The organism is Candidatus Pelagibacter sp. HIMB1521 (genome assembly GCF_052047875.1).
GTDB lineage: Bacteria > Pseudomonadota > Alphaproteobacteria > Pelagibacterales > Pelagibacteraceae > Pelagibacter.
Genome location: NZ_JBNAIZ010000015.1, coordinates 1 through 20,120, shown reverse-complemented (window position 1 = coordinate 20,120; position 20,120 = coordinate 1). Strand labels below are relative to the sequence as shown.

Here is a 20,120-nt window from a genome sequence, read left to right as displayed (position 1 = left end):
TTTAGAAATTATCTAGAGTAATATTCAATTACAAGATTAGGTTCCATTATTACAGGATAAGGAACTTCTTCAAATTTAGGAATTCTCACAAATTTTAATTTTTTATTTTTCTCATCCATTTGGATGTATTCTGGTGTTTCTCTTTCTTTATTTGCTAGAGCGATATCAATGATTGCTAATTGCTTAGATTTGTCTCTAATTTCAATTGTATCTTCTTCTTTTACTGAATAGCTTCCAATATTAACTTTCTTACCATTAACTCTTACATGACCGTGATTGATTAATTGTCTAGCTGAAAAAATAGTTGTTGCAAATTTTGCTCTATAAATAATAGCGTCTAGTCTTCTCTCTAAAAGGCCAATTAAATTTTCACCCGTATCACCCTTAAGCATAACTGCTTTTTTATATATATTTCTGAATTGTTTTTCATTTATATTTCCGTAGTAAGCTTTTAGTTTTTGTTTAGCTTGCAACTGAATTCCATAATCTGAAGGCTTAGATGTCTTTGTTTGACCGTGTTGACCTGGACCATAAGCTCTAGTATTAAAAGGACTTTTCGGTCTCCCCCATAGGTTAACCTTTAATCTTCTATCTACTTTATGTTTAGAGTTTAATCTTTTTGTCATTTAATAGTGGGCTTTATAAACTTACTCTTACTTTTGTCAATCAACGTTTTTTGCCTAAACTTGCAAATACACCAGATAAAATACGCGATTCTTTTGATGATAATTCCATCCGGTAAAAGATATTTCTTAGGTTTTCTAGCATTATTGGCTTCTTCTCTTTTGATTTGAAAAAATTAATCTCTTCTAGATTTTGGATACATAGATTGACCATAGCGACAATCTCTTTTTTTGAGGCTGATTTTACTTTATTTGATTTATTAAAAGGGTTCACTTTTGAATTAAGAATACTTGATACATATTGAGCAATAATTATGAGACTATGAGAGAGGTTTAATGACTTGAAATCAGGATTTGTTGGAATTTGGAGGGTATAATTTGCGTAACTAATCTCATTATTAGATAAACCTGATGCTTCTGATCCAAAAAGGAATGCTACTTTTTTTTTATAGTTAATTTTTTTTAAATCTTCTAATTGAATGTGCTTAATATTTTTGTTTCTAAATCTTGCAGATGTTGCAATAACAATATCAATATTCTTTAAAGACCTTTCTAAATTTTCATAATTCTTTGCTTTATTAATAATATTCTTAGCACCAACAGAAGTTGCTAAAATTTTATCGTTTGGAAATATTGGTTTTGGATCAACAACAATTAATTTTTTAAAATTAAAATTTTTCATTCCTCTTGCACAAGCTCCAATATTTTCTGAAAGCTGAGGCTTATGTAAAATGAAAGAAATATTATTAACAGACATTAATCAATGCCGTGATTTCTGTTATAACTAGAAACAGCAGATGGTTTAATGCCTGTTAAATACTTGGGATCTACAGACCAAATAGAAACTTTTAAAGGATAACATTTAGCTACATCAGAAGAATGCTCTGATCCACAATCTCCCCCGGGACAAGCAGAAAGAGCTCCCAACAAATCTGTTTCAGCAAAAAATTCTAGATAATCCCCTGGTCTAACCGGACTAGCTTTCATAAAGTATTGTTTAGTATCATTAGTAAAACCAGTAAGCATAAATACATTTAATACATCATGAACTATTTTTTCAGCATGATCTAATTGAACATTTTTTTCTTTAACTAGTGCTCTTGTTAGATTTGAATGACAACAATAGTGGTAATCATTATCGGTTAAAAGTTTTGAAGTATAAGGATCGCATCTAGTACCAATTACATCATGGACAGAGCCACCATCTTTGTCATAATCATACCAATCCAAACTGTCCCAAGTTATTGTCGCTAAAGACCTAAGGTATGGAAAGCTGCTAAACATTTTGTCTCCAACGGATAGATGGGTCCCATATAAAGCTCTTGTTTTTCCTGAATAAAATTTTTCCTCTAAATTATTTAAATTAAATAAATTTAGATCTCCAACTTGTGGGCCATCTACACTTTCAATTCTAAAAAACTCACCAAATTTTACCTCGAACGTTTTTGCATCTCTAGGAGGAATAATTACTTCATCTTTTTTAATCAAATGTTCTCTTGCAGAATGTAGAATCTTTAAATTTTTGTCTTCAATTGTGGTATTTGGATAACACACAATAGGTTTTGCCCCTATTCTACTATCAATATCTGTTGGTTTTTCTGAAAATTTTTTAATTTTCATTTTTATAAACTTCCAGGCGCTTTATCCTTAAATAATTTATAATCTAAACTATCCACTAAAGCTTTAAATGAGGCGTCAATTATATTAGGTGATACTCCAATTGTGAACCAGTTCACTCCTTTAGCGTCTGTACTTTCAATACTAACTCTGGTAACTGCTTCTGTACCTGTATTTAAAATTCTAACTTTGTAATCAACAAGTCTTAAATCTTTCAAATACTCAGAATATTTAGCAAGTTTATTTACATTCTTTCTGATTGCATTATCTAAAGCATTAACAGGTCCGTTTCCTTGTCCTTCGCATAAAATTTTGTCTCCATCTACTTCTAATTGAGCTTTAGCATAAGATATAATCTCTCCAGTTTTATCTTTCTTTACTGAAACATCATACTCATTAATTGAAATATATCTTGGTATCTCTCCCATCAATCTTCTTGCAAGTAATTCAAAAGATGCATCTGCGCCATCATAGCTGTAGCCAATGAACTCTCTATCTTTTACTTCATCTAAAAGTTTTTTTATTTTTGGGTCACTTTTCTGAACATTAATCCCAATTGAATTTAATCTAGACATTATATTTGATTGTCCTGATTGATCTGAAACTATAATATTTCTAGAATTTCCAACCTCTTCAGGATTTATATGCTCATAAGTTTTTGGATCTTTTTGAACTGCAGATACATGCATTCCACCTTTGTGGGAAAAAGCTGATGCACCAACATAAGGTAAATGTTTGTTAGGTTTTCTATTTAATATTTCATCTAGTAATCTTGAACATTGAGTTAAATTTTTCAAATTTTCTCTCTTGATACTTAGTTCAAATTTATCAGAAAAATCTTTCTTTAAGAAAAATGAAGGTATTAATGACATCAAGTTTGCATTACCACATCTTTCACCTAATCCATTTATAGTGCCTTGAACTTGTCTTACGCCAGCTTGAACTGCTGCAAGACTATTAGCAACAGCATTTTCAGTATCATTATGAGCGTGTATTCCTAAATTTTTTCCCGGAATATGTTTGGTTACTTCAGTTACAATTTTAGAAATTTCATGTGGGAGTGTTCCACCGTTAGTATCACACAATACAATCCATCTAGCTCCATTTTCAAACGCAGCTTTTAAACAAGTTAAAGCGTATTCTGGATTCGATTTATAACCATCAAAGAAATGTTCAGCATCAAACATAAACTCTTTACCTGATTTTACTATATGTTTTGCACTTTCACTTATGTTCGTTAAATTTTGTTCGTTAGTTATTCCTAAGGCAACTTTCACTTGAAAATCCCATGATTTACCAAATAAACAAACAGATGAGCTTTTTGAATTTATTAACGAGGATAACATTGGATCATTTTCAGCACTATGCTCTGATTTTTTTGTCATACCAAACGCAGTTAATTTAGTTGATTTAAAATTATGATCTTTATTAAAAAATTCTGTGTCTGTTGGATTAGCTCCTGGCCATCCTCCTTCAACATAATCTACTCCTAACAAATCCAATGCAGATGAAATTTTCTCTTTATCATCGATAGAAAAATCTACACCTTGTGTCTGTGCACCATCACGTAAAGTTGTATCAAATATATAAAGTTGCTCTTTACTCATTTAAATTTCCAAATCGTTTTACCATCTTTATCTTCTATTAAAACACCTTTGTCTGAGAGTTCATGTCTAATTTTATCAGCTTCTTCATAATTTTTTTTCTCTCTTGCTTTGTTTCTTTCGTCAATTTTCTTCAATATTTCTTCTTCAGAAATAGAGGCTTTACTTTTCTTCAAACTTAACCACTCCTCTTTATTTTGATTTAATAAACCTACAAATTGACAAGCAGAAACAAATAAAGCCTTGTCATTGTCATCACCTTTTTGTGCTTTTTCATATAATTTATGTAAATTTGCAATGTAACCTGGTGTATTTAAATCATCATACAAGGGTTCAAGAATTTCATCAGAGATATCTGTATTGATTTTACTATCTACATAAACATTGTACCATTTATTAATTGTATTCTGACAATCTTCTAAAAGCTTATTATTCCAATCTAATGGTTGTTTGTAATGCGCACTCATTAGAGCTAATCTTAAAACCTGGCCACTTATATTATTTCTAAAATCTTTTATTTTTAAAATATTGCCCTGAGACTTTGCCATCTTTTCATTGGACATAGTAATAAATGCATTGTGCAACCAAAAATTAGCAAACATCTTTGTGTCATTAGCACATCTTGATTGCGCTATTTCATTTTCATGATGGGGGAATATTAAATCAATACCACCTCCATGAACATCAAACTCATCCCCTAAAAATTTTTTTGACATTGCTGAACATTCTAAATGCCATCCAGGTCTTCCTTTTCCCCATGGAGAATCCCAAGAAGGTTCGTCACTTGCTGATGGTTTCCATAAAACAAAATCTTCTGAATTTTTTTTATTTTCACTTATTTCAATTCTTGATCCAGCAATTAGCTCTTCTAGTTTTTTGTTTGATAGTTGACCATAATCACTGAACTTTTTAACCTCAAAATAAACATGGCTGTTATTCTCATAAGCAAATCCTTTTTTGATTAATTCAGAAACCATTTTAATCATCAAATCAATATTTTCAGTTGCTTTGGGTTGATGAGTTGGTGTTTCACAATTTAAATAATTGCAATCTTCACCAAAACTTTCTGTAACTTTATTTGTTAACTCTGAAATTGAAATATTATTTTCTTTTGAAAATTTAATAATTTTATCATCTACATCTGTAATATTTCTAACATAGGTAACTTTTGAATATTTTTTCTTAAAAATTTTATAAAGGATATCAAAAACAACTATTGGTCGTGCATTACCAATATGAGGATCATCATAAACTGTTGGTCCACAAACATACATTCTTATATTTTGTTCATCTATTGGAACAAATTTTTCTTTTTTGTTTGTAAGATTGTTTGTTAAAAAAATATCATTACTCATAATTTTAGAAATATACTTAAATTATAGATTTGTGAATCTATTTGATTAATTTGGAATTTTGCATACTGGAATAGGCTCCATTTTATGCAAATTTTGTTTTCTAATGGTTTCGTATTTTGCTCTATTGGAAGATTTAGGATTATCCATAGCTTCCTCAAGCTCTTCGTATTTTAAACCAAGCTGACCCTCATCTGTTCTACCATCATCCCATAATCCATCGGTAGGTGCAGCTTCAATTATTTCATTTAATATTCCAAGCTCTTTTCCAAGTTCCCATACTTGAGTTTTATTACAATCCGCTATTGGTGAAATATCCACTCCACCGTCTCCATATTTTGTATAAAAACCAACACCAAAGTCTTCTACTTTGTTACCAGTTCCAACTACTATTCCTTTATTAGCTGCAGCTACTTGGTAAAGAGTAGTCATTCTTAATCTTGCTCTAGAATTTGCCATTCCATGCTCGTTGTCAAATTTAGATAAACTTGAACTAAATGCCAAAAACAACTCATCTAAATTAATTGTATGTGCTTCAACATTTTTAAAATTTTTTACTAACCATTCCTGATGTTTTAAACTTAAATCATGTTGATGTGATTTTTGTTTAATTGGCATCGACAAAACTATTGTTTTCAAACCCGTTATAGCACTTAAGGTGCTAGAAACAGATGAGTCAATACCTCCGGATATTCCTATAACAAGAGACTCGGCCTTTGAAGGCATATTGTCTACATAGTTTTTAATCCAACTAGATATAAACTTAACTTTTTCTAAGGCGTTCATGATTTATAAATATTTTATTATAGAGATTTTACAATGTCTTAAGATGCCGCTCTGTCTGCATTTTTAGAATATAAGCTATTCTTTTTAATCTCATCTGAAATCATAAAAGCTAATTCTAAAGCTTGATTAGCATTCAACCTAGGATCACAATGAGTATGGTATCTTGATGAAAGATCTTCCTCAGAAATTTTTTGTGCTCCCCCAATACATTCAGTTACATCTTGTCCAGTTAACTCAATATGAAGACCTCCTGCATAACTTCCTTCGCTTTGGTGACATGCAAAAACATTTTTTACTTCATTTAGTACACTGTTGAATGGTCTAGTTTTGAAACCTGTTGCAGCTTTAATTGTGTTTCCATGACATGGATCACAAGACCAAATTACATTCAATCCTTCTTTTTTTATTGCTCTAATTAATTTTGGTAAAAATTTTGAAACATTATCTGCTCCAAATCTTGAAATTAAAGTTATCTTACCTTTTTCGTTTTTTGGATTAATTCTGTTACAAAGATTAATCAAATCATCTGGTTTTAAAGTTGGTCCACATTTAATACCTATAGGATTTTCAATCCCCCTACAAAACTCTACATGTCCTCCATCAAGCTGTCTTGTTCTGTCTCCTATCCAAACGAAGTGAGCTGAGGTATCATGGTTCTCACCTGTAGTAGAATCTGTTCTAGTCATTGCCTCTTCAAAAGGTAATAATAAAGCTTCGTGTGATGTCCAAAAATTCACAGTGTATAATCTATTGTTAAAATCTGATGTTATTCCACAAGCTCGCATAAATGCTATGGCATCTGCAATTTTATCTTCTAAATCTTTAAATTTTTTGGCTTCTGGACTTTTTTTAATATAGCCTAAATTCCATAAATGAACTTTGTTCAAGTCTGCAAAACCTCCTTTTGAAAATGCTCTTATAAGATTTAGAGTTGATGCAGATTGAGAATAAGCTTGAAATAATCTTTTTGGATCAGGAATTCTTGCTTTTTCGGTAAATTCCATTCCATTTATGTTATCACCTAAATAACTAGGAAGCTCCACACCATCTTTATTTTCAACTGGAGAACTTCTTGGTTTTGAAAATTGACCAGCAATTCTTCCAACTTTGACAACTGGCAAAGAAGCTGAGTAAGTTAAAACTAAAGACATTTGCAAAATTAATTTAAATGTATCTCTTAAATTATCAGGGTTAAATTCAGCAAAACTCTCTGCGCAATCTCCACCCTGAAGTAAAAATGCTTTTCCATCTACAACATCTGCTAATTGATCTTTTAGGTGCCTAGTCTCTCCAGCAAATACCAAAGGTGGAAAAGTTCCAATTTTATCTAAAACTTTATTTAGTTCTTTTTTATCTGGATACTCCGGTATGTGTTTAACCGGATATTTTCTCCAACTATTTTTTTTCCAATTTTTCATATTCAACCTATGGGTGTTTTAGCAGAATTTAAACTTTATTCAACTGTGACTGATTTGGCTAAGTTTCTTGGCTTATCTATATCATAACCCATTTTCAAAGCTGAATAATATGCAAGCTTTTGAAGTGGAATTGTTAAAAGGAACGGTAATAAATCATCATTAGTATTTTCAACCTCAATAGTTTCCCAAATATTCTCCGAAAAAATTTCATCCTTGCTTTTGTTTGTAATCAAAAGAACTTTAGCACCTCTTGCTATTACTTCCTGCATATTAGAAATTGTTTTTTTATAGTAATTGTCTCGTGGAGCTAGAACAACAACTGGCATCCCCTCTTCTATTAAAGCAAGTGGTCCATGTTTCATTTCACCTGCTGGATAACCCTCTGCATGAACATAAGATAATTCTTTCAATTTCAACGCACCTTCTAAAGCTATTGGGAAAGAGAAACCTCTTCCAAGAAACATAGAGCCTTTAGCTTCGTTGAATGTTGAGGAGATTGCTTGAATATCATTATCTATTAATAAAGTTTTTTCTATTAAGTTTGGTAGGTTTTTAAGATCTTTAATTTTTTCTTGATAATTTTTTTTATCAATTTGACCAGACAAAGATCCAATTTTTAAAGATAAAATATATAAAACAAGTATTTGGCCTAAGAAAGCTTTTGTAGATGCAACCCCAATTTCAGGTCCGCAGTGAATTGGTAAAACAAAATTTGAATCTCTTGCTATAGAGCTTTCAATTACATTAACTACTGCACATGTTTTCATATTATTTTTGTTACAAAGATCCAAAGCTGCATAAGTGTCTGCAGTTTCACCAGACTGGGAAACAAAAATATATAAACTTTCTTTTTTAAATCGATTTTTTCTATATCTGAACTCTGAAGCTATATCGATATTAACATCTAAAGAAGTTAATTCTTCAAACCAATATTTTGCCATTAAGCATGAATGATAAGCTGTACCACAACCAATTAAAGTAACTGATTTAATTTCGTTGATTTTCCATGGAAAATTGAAAATATTTATCTCATTATTTACACTATCTAAATATTCTTTGATTCCAGTTTTAATTGTTACAGGCTGCTCTTCTATTTCTTTAGCCATAAAGTGTTTAAAATCACCCTTATCATAAGTTGACTCATTAGATGATAATTCTAAAATTTTTTTGTTAATTTTCTTGCCCTCTTCATTATAAAAATAAACTTGATCTTTTTTAACAATACAAAACTCTCCATCATCAAGATAAGTAATTTTGTTTGTCATGGATTTTAAAGCATAAGAGTCTGACCCTAAGTAATTTTCGTTAGGACCATAACCGACAGCTAGTGGTGATCCTCTTCTTGCACCTACAATTAAATCTGAAATATCTTTAAAAATTATACCTAATGCAAAACTTCCATGAAGTTGTTTTAAAGTTTTGGTTATTGCCTCTTCTAGTTCCATAGTTTTTAAATTTTCTGTAATTAAATGAACAATTACCTCGGTATCAGTCTGAGATTTGAAAACATGGCCTTTATTAATTAAGTGTTTTTTTAAAATTGTTGAGTTCTCTATTATTCCATTATGGACAACAGACACATTGTCTGATGAGTGTGGGTGAGCATTAATACTATTAGGAATTCCATGAGTAGCCCATCTGACATGGCCTATACCTATATTTCCTTTTAAAGATTTTAGATCAAAGTTTTGTTCTAAATTATCAACTCTTCCTTCAGATTTAACTTCATTTAACTGACCATCAAATAAAGTTGCAACCCCAGCGGAGTCATAACCTCTATATTCAAGTTTTTTTAGAGAATTTATTATATTTGCAGAAACAGATTTATTGCTCGATATTCCTATAATTCCACACATAATTTATTTTGTCTTTCTTTTGTAATTTTTAATTTCCATTTGTAAAGATCTGGTTAGTGCTAGAGATTTTTTTTTAACATTTTTTGTTATTACAGACCCTGCACCAACAATACTTTCTTTGTCAATTTTTACAGGAGCTACTAAAGATGAATTTGATCCTATGAATACTTTATCTTTAATTATTGTCTTACTTTTTTTTACACCATCATAATTACAAGTAATTGTTCCAGCACCAATATTTACCATCTTACCAATATCGCTATCTCCGACATAAGATAAATGATTAATTTTTGATTTGTTTCCAACAGTTGATTTTTTAATCTCTACAAAATTACCTACTTTTGAACCTTCTTTAAGAATTGTATCGGGTCTAATTCTTGCATAAGGGCCTATCTCAACTTTATTTTCTACCTTACAAGATTCTAAATGTGAAAAAGATTTAATTACTACATTATTTCCTATTTTAACTTTAGAACCAATTACCACATATGGTTCGATTGTAACTCCTTTTCCAATTTTGGTATCATTTGAAAAAAAAATAGTTTCAGGACCTGTCATTTTAACACCAGCTTTTAAAAACTTATTTCGAAGTTTTTTTTGATTATTTTTCTGCTTTGTAGGTTTCATCTAGATTTTCTTTACATTAAGTATATATGTTAATTAATTCACAAATTATTTCTTTAAAATACTTTTGATATGAAGCAAAAATTTACAGTATTATTTGATTTAGATGGAACATTGGTTGATACAGCACCCGATTTGATGCTTGCGCACAATTATGTAATGAAAAAATTTGGATACCCTACCAAATCACTAAATGATTTAAAAAGTTCAGTTGGAAAAGGCGCTGGTGCCATGATTGGCAGGTCAATATGGAGCCAAGCAAAAAAAGAACTGACTAGTATTAATGAAAAAGTTAAAAGTGATATGACTGATGAGTTCATATCTTATTATGGTAAAAATATTTTAAGAGAAAGTGTTTTAATTAATGGCACTAAAGATTTTTTAAATTGGTGTAAAAATGAAAATATTTCTATGGCTGTATGTACTAATAAAACAGAGCATCTAGCAGTTGATCTTTTAAAAAAAATAGGAATTTATGATTATTTTGAATATGTAGCGGGATACAATACATTTGATTATTGTAAGCCTGATCCAAGACATTTGACTACAGTTATAGAAATTTTAAATGGTGATTTAAAAAAATCTATTATGATTGGAGATAGTGAAACAGATGCTAATTCTGCAAAAGCTGCGGATATTCCAATGATATTGCTTGAGGATGGATACACTGAAAAAAAAACTGATGAAATATACCATAATCACCTAATAAAAGATTTTGTTGGTATCGAAAATATCATATCTGAATATCTTTAATATTGATTAATTTATTTTAGCTATTAAAACAAAATTACTTATAAGGAGTTATTTTGTTACTACATACAGTTAAAGTTTTTCCATCTAAAATTCATTTACCTAAGAAAAAACAACTTGCCTGGAGAATTGCAGAAATTGCAAGTGATAATGCTAAACTAAATAAAGAAGCAGTTGAAATGGTGATCAATAGAATTATTGATAATGCTTCAGTTGCTATTGCTTCTTTAAATAGAAGGCCTGTTATTTCATCAAGAGAAATGGCTTTGAAGCATTCTAGAAAAAATGGAGCAACTATTTTTGGAGTTAATTCAAAACTAAAATTTGATTGTGAATGGGCAGCCTGGTCAAATGGAACTGCTGTAAGAGAACTTGATTTTCATGATACTTTTTTAGCTGCAGATTACAGTCATCCAGGAGATAACATTCCACCACTTTTAAGCGTAGCTCAACAAAATAAAAAAAGTGGTTTGGATCTATTAAGAGGAATTATTACTGCTTATGAAGTTCAGGTGAATTTAGTTAAAGGTATTTGTTTACATAAACATAAAGTAGATCACATTGCTCACCTTGGTCCAAGTGTTGCTGCAGGATTAGGATCCATGTTAAAATTAAATACTGAAACAATTTATCAAGCAGTTCAGCAAGCACTACACACAACTATTTCTACAAGACAATCAAGAAAAGGAGAAATTTCTAGCTGGAAAGCATATGCACCTGCACACGCGGGTAAACTTGCAATAGAGGCTGTTGATAGAGTTATGAGGGGTGAAGGTGCTCCAAGTCCAATTTATGAAGGTGAAGATAGTGTAATTGCAAGGATACTTGATGGAAAAAAAGCAAAATATAAAGTTCCATTACCTAAAAAAGGAGAAACTAAAAAAGCTATATTAGAAACTTATACAAAAGAATATTCTGCAGAGTATCAATCTCAGGCTTTAATAGATCTTGCAAAGAAATTAAAAACTAAAATACCAAATTTAAATCAAATCAAAAAAATAGATATTCATACTAGTCATCATACACATTATGTAATTGGCACAGGCGCAAATGATCCACAAAAAATGGATCCAAATGCAAGTAGAGAAACATTAGATCACTCTATAATGTATATTTTTGCAGTCGCTCTAGAAGATAGTGATTGGCATCATGTAAAATCTTATACAAAATCAAGAGCTAATAGAAAAAGTACTATTAAGATATGGAATTCAATAACAACTTATGAAGATAAAAAATGGACAAAAAAATATCATGATCCAGATCCAAAAAAGAAATCTTTTGGAGCAAAAGTTGTTGTTACATTGAACAATGGGAAAAAAGTAACTGAGGAACTAGATAAAGCTGATGCTCATCCATATGGAGCAAGACCATTTAAAAGAGAGAATTATATAAATAAATTTTTAACTCTAACAGATGGCATTTTAGATAAAAAAGAGAGTGATCGTTTTTTAAGAAATGTTCAAAATTTAAAAAACTTAAAAGCTGGTCAATTAGATAAACTAAATATTGAAATTAAAAAAAGTAAGTTAAAAAGAAATTTGAAAAAAGGAATTTTTTGATGCACTTTGTTGAAAAAGAACCAAGCCAAAAAAGAATTGATTTTGACCAAAAACTTAAATCAAATAAAATTCTAAGAGTTCCTGGGGCTTACAATCCTCTAACAGCGAAATTAATTGAGGAAATTGGTTATGATGCAGTTTACGTATCAGGTGGTGTTATGGCCAATGATCTTGGTTTTCCAGATATTGGTTTAACAACTCTTCAAGATGTGAGCACTAGATCCTACTTAATTTCCAGAGTTACAAATCTTCCAACGATTGTTGATATAGATACAGGATTTAAATCTTGCAAAGAAACTATAGAAACTTTCGAAGAGTTTGGATTAACTGGTGTTCATTTGGAAGATCAAATTGAAAGAAAAAGATGCGGGCATCTAGATAATAAAGAACTTGTTTCAACTGAGGCTATGGTTTCAAAAATAAAAGAATGTGTAGCTGCAAAAAAAGATCAAAATTTTAAAATTATAGCACGTTCAGATGCAAAAAGTGTTGAGGGAATTGATAAAATGATTGATAGATGTAAAGCTTATATTGATGCAGGAGCAGAAATTATATTCCCTGAAGCTTTACATGATGAAAAAGATTTTGAAAAAGTAAGAAAAGAACTTTCATGTTATTTGTTAGCTAATATGACAGAATTTGGTAAATCTAAGTTATTTAATTATAAGGAGTTAGAAAACCTTGGCTATAATATTGTTATATATCCAGTAACTACACAAAGGCTAGCAATGAAAAATGTTGAAGATGGATTAAGAGACATTTATGCAAATGGACATCAAAATAATATAATAGATAAGATGCAGACAAGAAAAAGATTGTATGAATTGGTAGAATACGAAAAATACAATTCTTTAGATGAAAAAATTTATAATTTTAGTACAGAAGGACATGAATAATGAGTGATGATATTAAAAAAGGTTTACTTGGAATTGTTGTAGATGAAACTGAAGTTTCAAAAGTTATGCCGGAGATTAACTCTCTGACATATAGAGGTTATGCTGCTCAAGATTTATGTGAATACTGCAGATTTGAAGAAGTTGCCTATTTAATTTTAAACAAAGATTTACCTAACACTATCCAATTAAGGCAGTTTGAAAAAGAAGAGAGAAACAATAGAGAGCTTACAAAAAATTTATATGAAATTATAAAACACATGCCAAAAAAATCTCATCCAATGGATGTTGCAAGAACAGCTGTTAGTGTAATGGGATTAGAAGATAAAGAAACCTCCAACTCCACTCCGGAAGCCAATATGCGAAAAGCATTAAGAATTTTTGCAAAAACTCCTACAGCTCTTGCTGCTTTTTACAGAATTAGAAGTGGTAAAAAAATAATTAAACCTAAAAAGAATTTAACTTTTGCAGAAAACTTTTTCTACATGTGTTTTGGGAAAGTACCTCAAAAAGAAATTGTTAAAGCGTTTGATGTTTCTCTAATATTGTACGCTGAGCACAGTTTCAATGTTTCAACTTTTACTGCTAGAACAATTACAAGTAGTTTGTCTGATATTCATGGGGCGATAACTGGTGCAATTGCTAGTTTAAAAGGTCCATTACATGGTGGTGCTAATGAAGAAGTGATGCACATGATGAACAGAATTAAAAAACCAGAAAATGCATTAAAATGGATTAACAATGCCCTTAAAAATAAAGAAGTAGTTATGGGCTTTGGTCATAGAGTTTATAAATCAGGAGACTCTAGAGTTCCAACTATGAGAAATTATTTTGGTAAAGTTGCTAAACTTAAAAAAGATAAAAAGTTTGAAAAAATTTATGACATTGTTGAAAAAGTTATGATCAAAAAGAAAAATATCCATCCTAATGTGGACTACCCTACTGGTCCAATGTACCATTTAATGGGATTTGATACTGATTTTTTCACACCTATATTTGTTATTTCTAGAATTACCGGTTGGTCAGCGCATATTATGGAGCAACATGCTGCAAACAAACTTATTCGACCGCTTGCTAAATATAAAGGTAGCAAGCATCGAAAGGTAATGGAATTAAATTATAGATAATTTCAATCTAAATCTAAATCACCACAAGTTACATCTGTGAACACGCATGTACTATAGTGATAAGTAGTTTTAACATCTTTAACTACACCAAGCGCTGTACCTTCAATTGTACCCGTAACTGTGTTGCAACCAGATAAAAGTAAAATAAAAAATATTATATAATATTTTTTAAACATTAAGTTTAACTAAATGCTTCTGCCCAAGTTCCTTGGGTTGATGCTTTAGAATATTCTGTAGCTCTTCCTTCAAAGAAGTTCATGTGCTCTACAGCATTTAACATTGTATCTAACCAAGTTAATGGATTTTTATCAATGTCATAGATCGCTTCTAATCCTAGTTGATCTAATCTTCTATTTGCAATAAATCGAATATATTTTTTAATATCATCTGCGGTTAAACCTTCCATTGGACCCATTTGAAAAGCTAAATCAATAAAAGCATCTTCATGCTCAACAATTGTTCTGCAAGCTTCATAAATTTCTTTTTTCAATTGTGGTGTCCATGTTTCAGGATTTTCCTTAATGAAATCTTTAAATAATCTGATCATCGAATTGCAATGCAATGTTTCGTCTCTCACCGACCAAGTAACAATCTGACCCATTCCTTTCATCTTGTTATGTCTTGGGAAGTTTAACAAAATTGCAAAACTTGCAAACAACTGAAGACCTTCTGTGAAAGCACTAAATACAGCAATTGTTTTTGCAATATCATGATTTGATTTAACATCAAAACCTTGCATGTAATCGTATTTATCTTTCATTTCTTTGTACTTCATGAATGCTGAATACTCAGACTCTGGCATACCAATTGTATCTAACAAATGTGAATAAGCAGCAATGTGAACAGTTTCCATTGAAGCAAAAGAAGACATCATCATTAATACTTCAGTTGGTTTAAATACATTCATGTAATGTCTTATGTAGCAGTTACTAACTTCAACATCTGCTTGTGTAAAAAATCTGAAAATTTGTGTTAATAGATTTTTTTCTGAAGCTGAAAGATTTTTTTGCCAATCTCTCACATCATCTCCAAGTGGAACTTCTTCTGGTAACCAGTGAATTCTTTGTTGAGTTAACCATGCATCATAGCACCATGGATATCTAAAAGGTTTATAAACTGGATTTGCAACAAGCAATCCATTATTGTTTTTTTGTGGTTGAATAATTTCTGACTTAACTTTTTCTGCTACTGACATGATAAACACTCCTCGTACTCTGGTTCACTATTTTCGGTTGATTTATTTTTATATACATTAGCCATGATGTCTGTTGACTTAGAGTCGTTAACATTCTCAGCTCTTTGAATTGATTTTGATCTACAATAGTAAAGGCTCTTTAAACCTTTCTTCCACGCATCAAAATGAATTTTATGTAGTTCTTTTTTATGAACATCTGCAGGTAAAAATAAGTTAACTGATTGAGCTTGTGAAATAAAAGGAGTTCTGTCTCCGCTCAGTTCAATTATCCAGCTTTGATTAAGTTCAAATGCAGTTTTAAATACATCTTTTTCTAAATCAGTTAAAAAATCTAAATGGTTAACGGAACCTTGGTTTGTAGTAATACTAGACCAAGTTTCCTCATCATTTTTACCGTGACTTTCAAGAATTTCTTCAAGATATCTGTTTCTCACATTAAACGAACCAGATAAAGTTTTGTGAGTATAGCTGTTTGCTGCAATGGGCTCTACTCCTGGAGAAGCTCCTCCACAAATAATAGAAATTGATGCTGTTGGTGCAATTGCAGTTTTGTTAGAAAATCTTTCTTGATAGCCATACTCTGCAGCATCAGGACACGCTCCTCTTTCTTCAGCTAAATCTTTAGAAGCTTGATTAACTTTTTCATGAATATTTTTAAATATTTTTTTATTCCATGATTTAGCCATTACAGACTCGAGTGGAATTCTATTTTTCTGTAAGAAAGAATGGAAGCCCATTACACCTAAACCGACACTTCTCTCTCTTTCAGCAGAGTATTTAGCATCTTTAAATTGTTCAGGAGCTTTGTTAATGAAATCAGATAATACATTATCTAAAAATCTCATTACATCGCTAATCATATCTGGATCGTCTTTCCATTCCTCATATTTTTCTAAATTTAAAGATGATAAACAGCACACCGCCGTTCTATCTCTACCGTCTTTATCAATTCCTGTAGGAAGAGTTATCTCACTACATAAGTTAGAAGTTTTAACAGTAAGATTTGCTAACTTATGATGTTGAGGAATTTGTCGGTTAACTGTATCTATATAAATTATATAAGGCTCACCAGTTTCAATTCTAGCAGTCAACAATCTTATCCATAAATTTCTTGCAGAAATAGTTTGCTGTACAGTTCCGTCTGCTGGACTTTTTAATGCCCATTGTTCATCTGTTTCAACAGCTCTCATAAAAGCATCTGAAACTAAAACACCATGATGTAAATTTAATGCTTTTCTATTTGGATCTCCTCCAGTTGGTCTTCTCATTTCAATAAACTCTTCTATCTCTGGATGATCGATTGGAAGATAACAAGCAGCAGAACCTCTTCTTAATGAACCTTGGCTAATTGCCATTGTTAAAGAATCCATTACTTTAATAAAAGGAATTATTCCTGAAGTTTTCCCAACTCTTCCAATTTTTTCTCCAATAGATCTTAGATTGCCCCAGTAGCTTCCAATTCCTCCACCCTTTGCAGCAAGCCAAACATTCTCACTCCAAAGATCTAAAATTCCACCTAAGCTATCAGATGCTTCATTTAAAAAACATGAAATAGGTAAACCTCTTTTAGTTCCACCGTTTGATAAAACTGGTGTTGCTGGCATAAACCAAAGATTACTTATGTAATTATAAATTCTTTGTGCATGTAAATTGTCATCAGCATAAGTACTCGCTACTCTTGCAAATAAATCTTGATAAGATTCGTTTAAACCAAGGTATCTATCTTTTAAAGTTGCTTTACCAAAATCTGTAAGATTTGAATCTTTAGAACGATCAATTTTAATTATTATACCTTTGTCGTTTTGAAATAATTCTGTTTCATTATTTAAAGAAAATAAATCAGGCTTATTTACTTTTGAAACTTCTTTAACTTCTGGGCTATATTCGGAGACAGCTTTCTTTAGGGCTTGAGATAGAATCTTGTTCATGTTTGTTATTATATTATTTTAGTTTTGCGAAAACAACTATATGTTGTAGGCGCTTTGATTAAGTATACTAAATAAACGTTTAATCAATGGAACATTTATAGAACGCGACAATATGATTATCAATAAAAAAATAAAATTTTTTAAAGAAATTAACATAAAAAGAGTAAGTAGTGGATAAATGAGTAAAAATTTAAAAATAGATCCTTATGGTTTTAGAGAATATGACGCCCGTTGGTTGTATGAAAAAGACATAAACTCAGCGGGTATAGAGAATCTTGGCAAAGGACTTGGGACACAAATAAAAAATCATACCAAAAAAAATCATCCAAGAATTATTGTTGGACATGATTACCGATCTTACAGTGAAGAAATAAAAACTTCACTTAAAAGAGGATTAAAGTCAACAGGATGTCATATAGAAGATATTGGTCTTTCATTGTCTCCGATGGTTTATTTTGCACAATTTAATTTAGATGCAGATGCAGTTGCTATGGTTACAGCAAGTCATAATGAAAATGGTTGGACTGGTGTAAAAATGGGTATCAAAAAAGGCTTAACTCATGCGCCTGAAGAAATGAGAGAATTAAAAGAAATAACATTGAATGAAAAGTTTACAAAAGGTGATGGAAATGAAAAGGAAATAAAAGATTTTGATAAAATTTATAAAGATGACCTGATTAATAAAAACAAAATTAATAAAAAGATTAAAGCTGTAGTTGCTTGCGGTAACGGAACTGCAGGTGTTTTTGCTCCAGATATTTTAAGGGGTATTGGGTGTGAGGTAATAGAGTTAGATTGTAACTTAGATTGGAATTTTCCTAAATATAATCCTAATCCAGAAGATTTAGAAATGCTTCATGAGATCGCTAAAGTGGTTAAAGAAAATAATGCCGATATAGGTTTTGGCTTTGATGGTGATGGAGATCGAGTTGGTGTTATTGATAATGAAGGTAACGAAATATTCTCTGATAAAATTGGTTTACTGATAGCAAGAAACTTATCTACTAAACATAAAAATTCTAAATTTGTTGTTGATGTAAAATCAACAGGTTTGTACTCAAAAGACAAAATTTTATTAGAAAACAATTGTGAAACAATTTACTGGAAAACAGGTCATTCCCATATTAAACGTAAAGTTAACACAGAAAAAGCGCTAGCAGGTTTTGAAAAAAGTGGTCATTTCTTTTTCAATCAACCTTTTGGGTATGGTTATGACGATGGTATAAATTCAGCAATTCATGTATGTCATTTATTAGATAATGAAAATAAAAATATGAGTGAAATAATTAATGGGTTACCAAATACTTTTCAAACACCAACGATGGCTCCCTTCTGTAAAGACGAAGAAAAATATTTAGTGGTTGAAGAACTAGTTAAGCAAATTAAAAAAATTAAAGATAATAAAACGGAGATAGATGGACAAATAATTAGTAACATTTTAACTGTAAATGGAATTAGATTTTCTTTCGAAGACGGTTCATGGGGACTTATAAGAGCATCGTCAAATAAACCATCTTTAGTAATTGTAACAGAAAGCCCAACATCAAATAAAAGAAAAAAGGAAATCTTCACGTTTATTGACAACCTGTTAAAAAAAACTGGGAAAATAGGTGAATATGATCAAAAAATTTAAATTAAAATTATCAAATTTTAAGTCATCTAGTATTTACATAATCTTAATTTCTATAATATTTTTTTCATATGTGCTTTTTTTTGCTAATATACACGGTGATTGGAGACACTATATAGATTCAGAGATACTTTGGCCCTATAATGTTCTGTTAATTCTCTCAAATCAAAGAATTGAATTTGATGCTTATGGCTTTTTTTATTTTTTTTTAGAATACAAATTCTTTCAAATACTTAATTTATTTGAGATTTTAAAGACTTCAAATATTCAAGATTTAAATAACGGTATATATTTTAGTGAAAAGTTAGAGAACTTAATTTTTGCGGGTAGATGGTTCAATCTATTAGTTATTTACACAACCTTAATAACAGCATTTTGTATTTTTAAGAATTTATCAAAAAATTCAGTTGTATCTTTTATTTTAGTTTTAATATTTATGTTTTCACCTGGAATGGTACAACAATTATCACATGCAAGAGTCGACATATTAGTTTCAACATTAATTTTTATATCATTTTTTTTTTTAATTAAATTTTCAGAAGATAAAAAAAAATTATCTTTTATTTTATTTATAATTTTTTTTTTATTAGCTATTTTTACTAAAGTTCAATCTTATCTATTTTTATTTGCTCTATTAATTTCATCAGCATATTTTATTAAACATGAGACAGAAAATCTTAATCAAAACAATTTGAAAATTTGGATTAGTCTTGTTCTTCTTATATTTATTTTATATTGCATTTTTTATCCAATAATAATTCATAGACATGCAAAATTTTCAATTATATTTTTATATTCTCAATTAATTCTTCTTAATGGTTACATATACTACATTTTTAGAAATTTAAAAAATGTACTTAACAAAAATTTAATTTTTACCTCAATAACTTTTTTCACAATTTCAATTTTTATTTTATTAATTAAAAATCTAGATTATATGAATATTCATGCAGTAAGATTAACTTTTTTTGAACCAATGGAAATAAGAATGTATATTACAGAAACAAATCTTAAAGGAATGGATGTAATTACTTTGGATTTAAAAAAAAATATTACTTACTTTTACTTGCTGTTTAATAAAATTTTTACTGGATTTGCTTCAACTTCAATTTTAATTTTTAAAAATTTAAGTTCAAATTTACTATTAATAATTTTAAA

18 protein-coding genes are annotated in these 20,120 nt (G+C 30.0%); 6 read left to right on the top strand and 12 right to left on the bottom strand.

Annotated features, from left to right (window positions below; translation table 11 throughout):
* Positions 1–8: 8 nt before the first annotated feature.
* Genes rpsD through ACTTA5_RS06835 form a run of 9 tightly spaced genes read right to left on the bottom strand, consistent with a single transcriptional unit; the run spans position 9 to position 9,883 of the window.
* Positions 9–626: a 30S ribosomal protein S4 gene (rpsD, locus tag ACTTA5_RS06875; RefSeq protein WP_440648935.1), complete on the bottom strand. Its 618-nt coding sequence runs from the start codon at positions 624–626 to the stop codon at positions 9–11.
* Between the two features lie 40 nt (positions 627–666).
* Positions 667–1,380: an RNA methyltransferase gene (locus ACTTA5_RS06870; protein ID WP_440648933.1), complete on the bottom strand. Its 714-nt coding sequence runs from the start codon at positions 1,378–1,380 to the stop codon at positions 667–669.
* Positions 1,380–2,243: an urea carboxylase-associated family protein gene (locus tag ACTTA5_RS06865; RefSeq protein WP_440648931.1), complete on the bottom strand. Its 864-nt coding sequence runs from the start codon at positions 2,241–2,243 to the stop codon at positions 1,380–1,382. Before ACTTA5_RS06865 ends, ACTTA5_RS06870 begins: the two co-directional genes overlap by 1 nt.
* Before the next feature lie 2 nt (positions 2,244–2,245).
* Entirely contained in the window at positions 2,246–3,847 is a 1,602-nt protein-coding gene (gene cimA, locus ACTTA5_RS06860; protein ID WP_440648929.1) for a citramalate synthase, read from the bottom strand.
* On the bottom strand, positions 3,844–5,199 hold the full coding sequence (gene cysS / locus ACTTA5_RS06855; protein WP_440648927.1) for a cysteine--tRNA ligase: 1,356 nt from the start codon (positions 5,197–5,199) through the stop codon (positions 3,844–3,846). The genes cimA and cysS overlap by 4 nt, the downstream gene beginning before the upstream one ends.
* Positions 5,200–5,244: 45 nt before the next feature.
* Positions 5,245–5,982 carry an NAD(+) synthase gene (nadE, locus tag ACTTA5_RS06850; protein ID WP_440648925.1) on the bottom strand — a complete coding sequence of 246 codons (738 nt, stop codon included), beginning with the start codon at positions 5,980–5,982 and terminating at the stop codon, positions 5,245–5,247.
* Positions 5,983–6,020: 38 nt separating this feature from the next.
* Positions 6,021–7,400 (bottom strand): class II 3-deoxy-7-phosphoheptulonate synthase, encoded by a 1,380-nt coding sequence (locus tag ACTTA5_RS06845; RefSeq protein ID WP_440648923.1) that lies wholly within the window; start codon positions 7,398–7,400, stop codon positions 6,021–6,023.
* A 35-nt stretch (positions 7,401–7,435) separates the two neighbouring features.
* Positions 7,436–9,256, bottom strand: a complete 1,821-nt coding sequence (gene glmS, locus ACTTA5_RS06840) for a glutamine--fructose-6-phosphate transaminase (isomerizing) (protein WP_440648921.1) — start codon at positions 9,254–9,256, stop codon at positions 7,436–7,438.
* A gap of 3 nt (positions 9,257–9,259) precedes the next feature.
* A complete protein-coding gene (locus ACTTA5_RS06835; RefSeq protein WP_440648919.1) occupies positions 9,260–9,883 on the bottom strand; it encodes a DapH/DapD/GlmU-related protein in 624 nt (207 codons plus the stop codon).
* 69 nt (positions 9,884–9,952) lie between these two features.
* On the opposite strand from ACTTA5_RS06835, the gene ACTTA5_RS06830 reads away from it, so the two are divergent.
* From ACTTA5_RS06830 to ACTTA5_RS06815, 4 genes are read left to right on the top strand one after another with little or no spacing between them, the layout of a single operon-like run.
* On the top strand, positions 9,953–10,633 hold the full coding sequence (locus ACTTA5_RS06830; RefSeq protein ID WP_440648917.1) for an HAD-IA family hydrolase: 681 nt from the start codon (positions 9,953–9,955) through the stop codon (positions 10,631–10,633).
* A 53-nt stretch (positions 10,634–10,686) separates the two neighbouring features.
* Positions 10,687–12,189, top strand: a complete 1,503-nt coding sequence (locus ACTTA5_RS06825) for an MmgE/PrpD family protein (RefSeq protein ID WP_440648915.1) — start codon at positions 10,687–10,689, stop codon at positions 12,187–12,189.
* Positions 12,189–13,085, top strand: a complete 897-nt coding sequence (prpB, locus tag ACTTA5_RS06820) for a methylisocitrate lyase (RefSeq protein ID WP_440618312.1) — start codon at positions 12,189–12,191, stop codon at positions 13,083–13,085. The genes ACTTA5_RS06825 and prpB overlap by 1 nt, the downstream gene beginning before the upstream one ends.
* Positions 13,085–14,209: a bifunctional 2-methylcitrate synthase/citrate synthase gene (locus ACTTA5_RS06815; RefSeq protein ID WP_262589057.1), complete on the top strand. Its 1,125-nt coding sequence runs from the start codon at positions 13,085–13,087 to the stop codon at positions 14,207–14,209. The genes prpB and ACTTA5_RS06815 overlap by 1 nt, the downstream gene beginning before the upstream one ends.
* Before the next feature lie 2 nt (positions 14,210–14,211).
* On the opposite strand, the gene ACTTA5_RS06810 is transcribed toward ACTTA5_RS06815, so the two are convergent.
* The 3 genes from ACTTA5_RS06810 to ACTTA5_RS06800 are packed head-to-tail and all read right to left on the bottom strand — an operon-like array spanning position 14,212 to position 17,332.
* Positions 14,212–14,385, bottom strand: coding sequence for a hypothetical protein (locus tag ACTTA5_RS06810; RefSeq protein WP_440648913.1), 174 nt, complete (start codon positions 14,383–14,385; stop codon positions 14,212–14,214).
* Positions 14,386–14,390: 5 nt separating this feature from the next.
* A complete protein-coding gene (locus ACTTA5_RS06805) occupies positions 14,391–15,404 on the bottom strand; it encodes a ribonucleotide-diphosphate reductase subunit beta (RefSeq protein ID WP_440633481.1) in 1,014 nt (337 codons plus the stop codon).
* A complete protein-coding gene (locus ACTTA5_RS06800) occupies positions 15,395–17,332 on the bottom strand; it encodes a ribonucleoside-diphosphate reductase subunit alpha (RefSeq protein WP_440648911.1) in 1,938 nt (645 codons plus the stop codon). Before ACTTA5_RS06800 ends, ACTTA5_RS06805 begins: the two co-directional genes overlap by 10 nt.
* A 178-nt stretch (positions 17,333–17,510) precedes the next feature.
* Between ACTTA5_RS06800 and ACTTA5_RS06795 the strand changes: the two genes are divergently transcribed.
* Both ACTTA5_RS06795 and ACTTA5_RS06790 read left to right on the top strand, forming a co-directional pair.
* Positions 17,511–18,965 carry a phosphomannomutase/phosphoglucomutase gene (locus ACTTA5_RS06795; RefSeq protein WP_440648909.1) on the top strand — a complete coding sequence of 485 codons (1,455 nt, stop codon included), beginning with the start codon at positions 17,511–17,513 and terminating at the stop codon, positions 18,963–18,965.
* Positions 18,949–20,120: glycosyltransferase family 39 protein (locus tag ACTTA5_RS06790; protein ID WP_440648907.1), on the top strand; the 1,172-nt coding region annotated here is incomplete at its 3' end. The genes ACTTA5_RS06795 and ACTTA5_RS06790, both read left to right, overlap by 17 nt.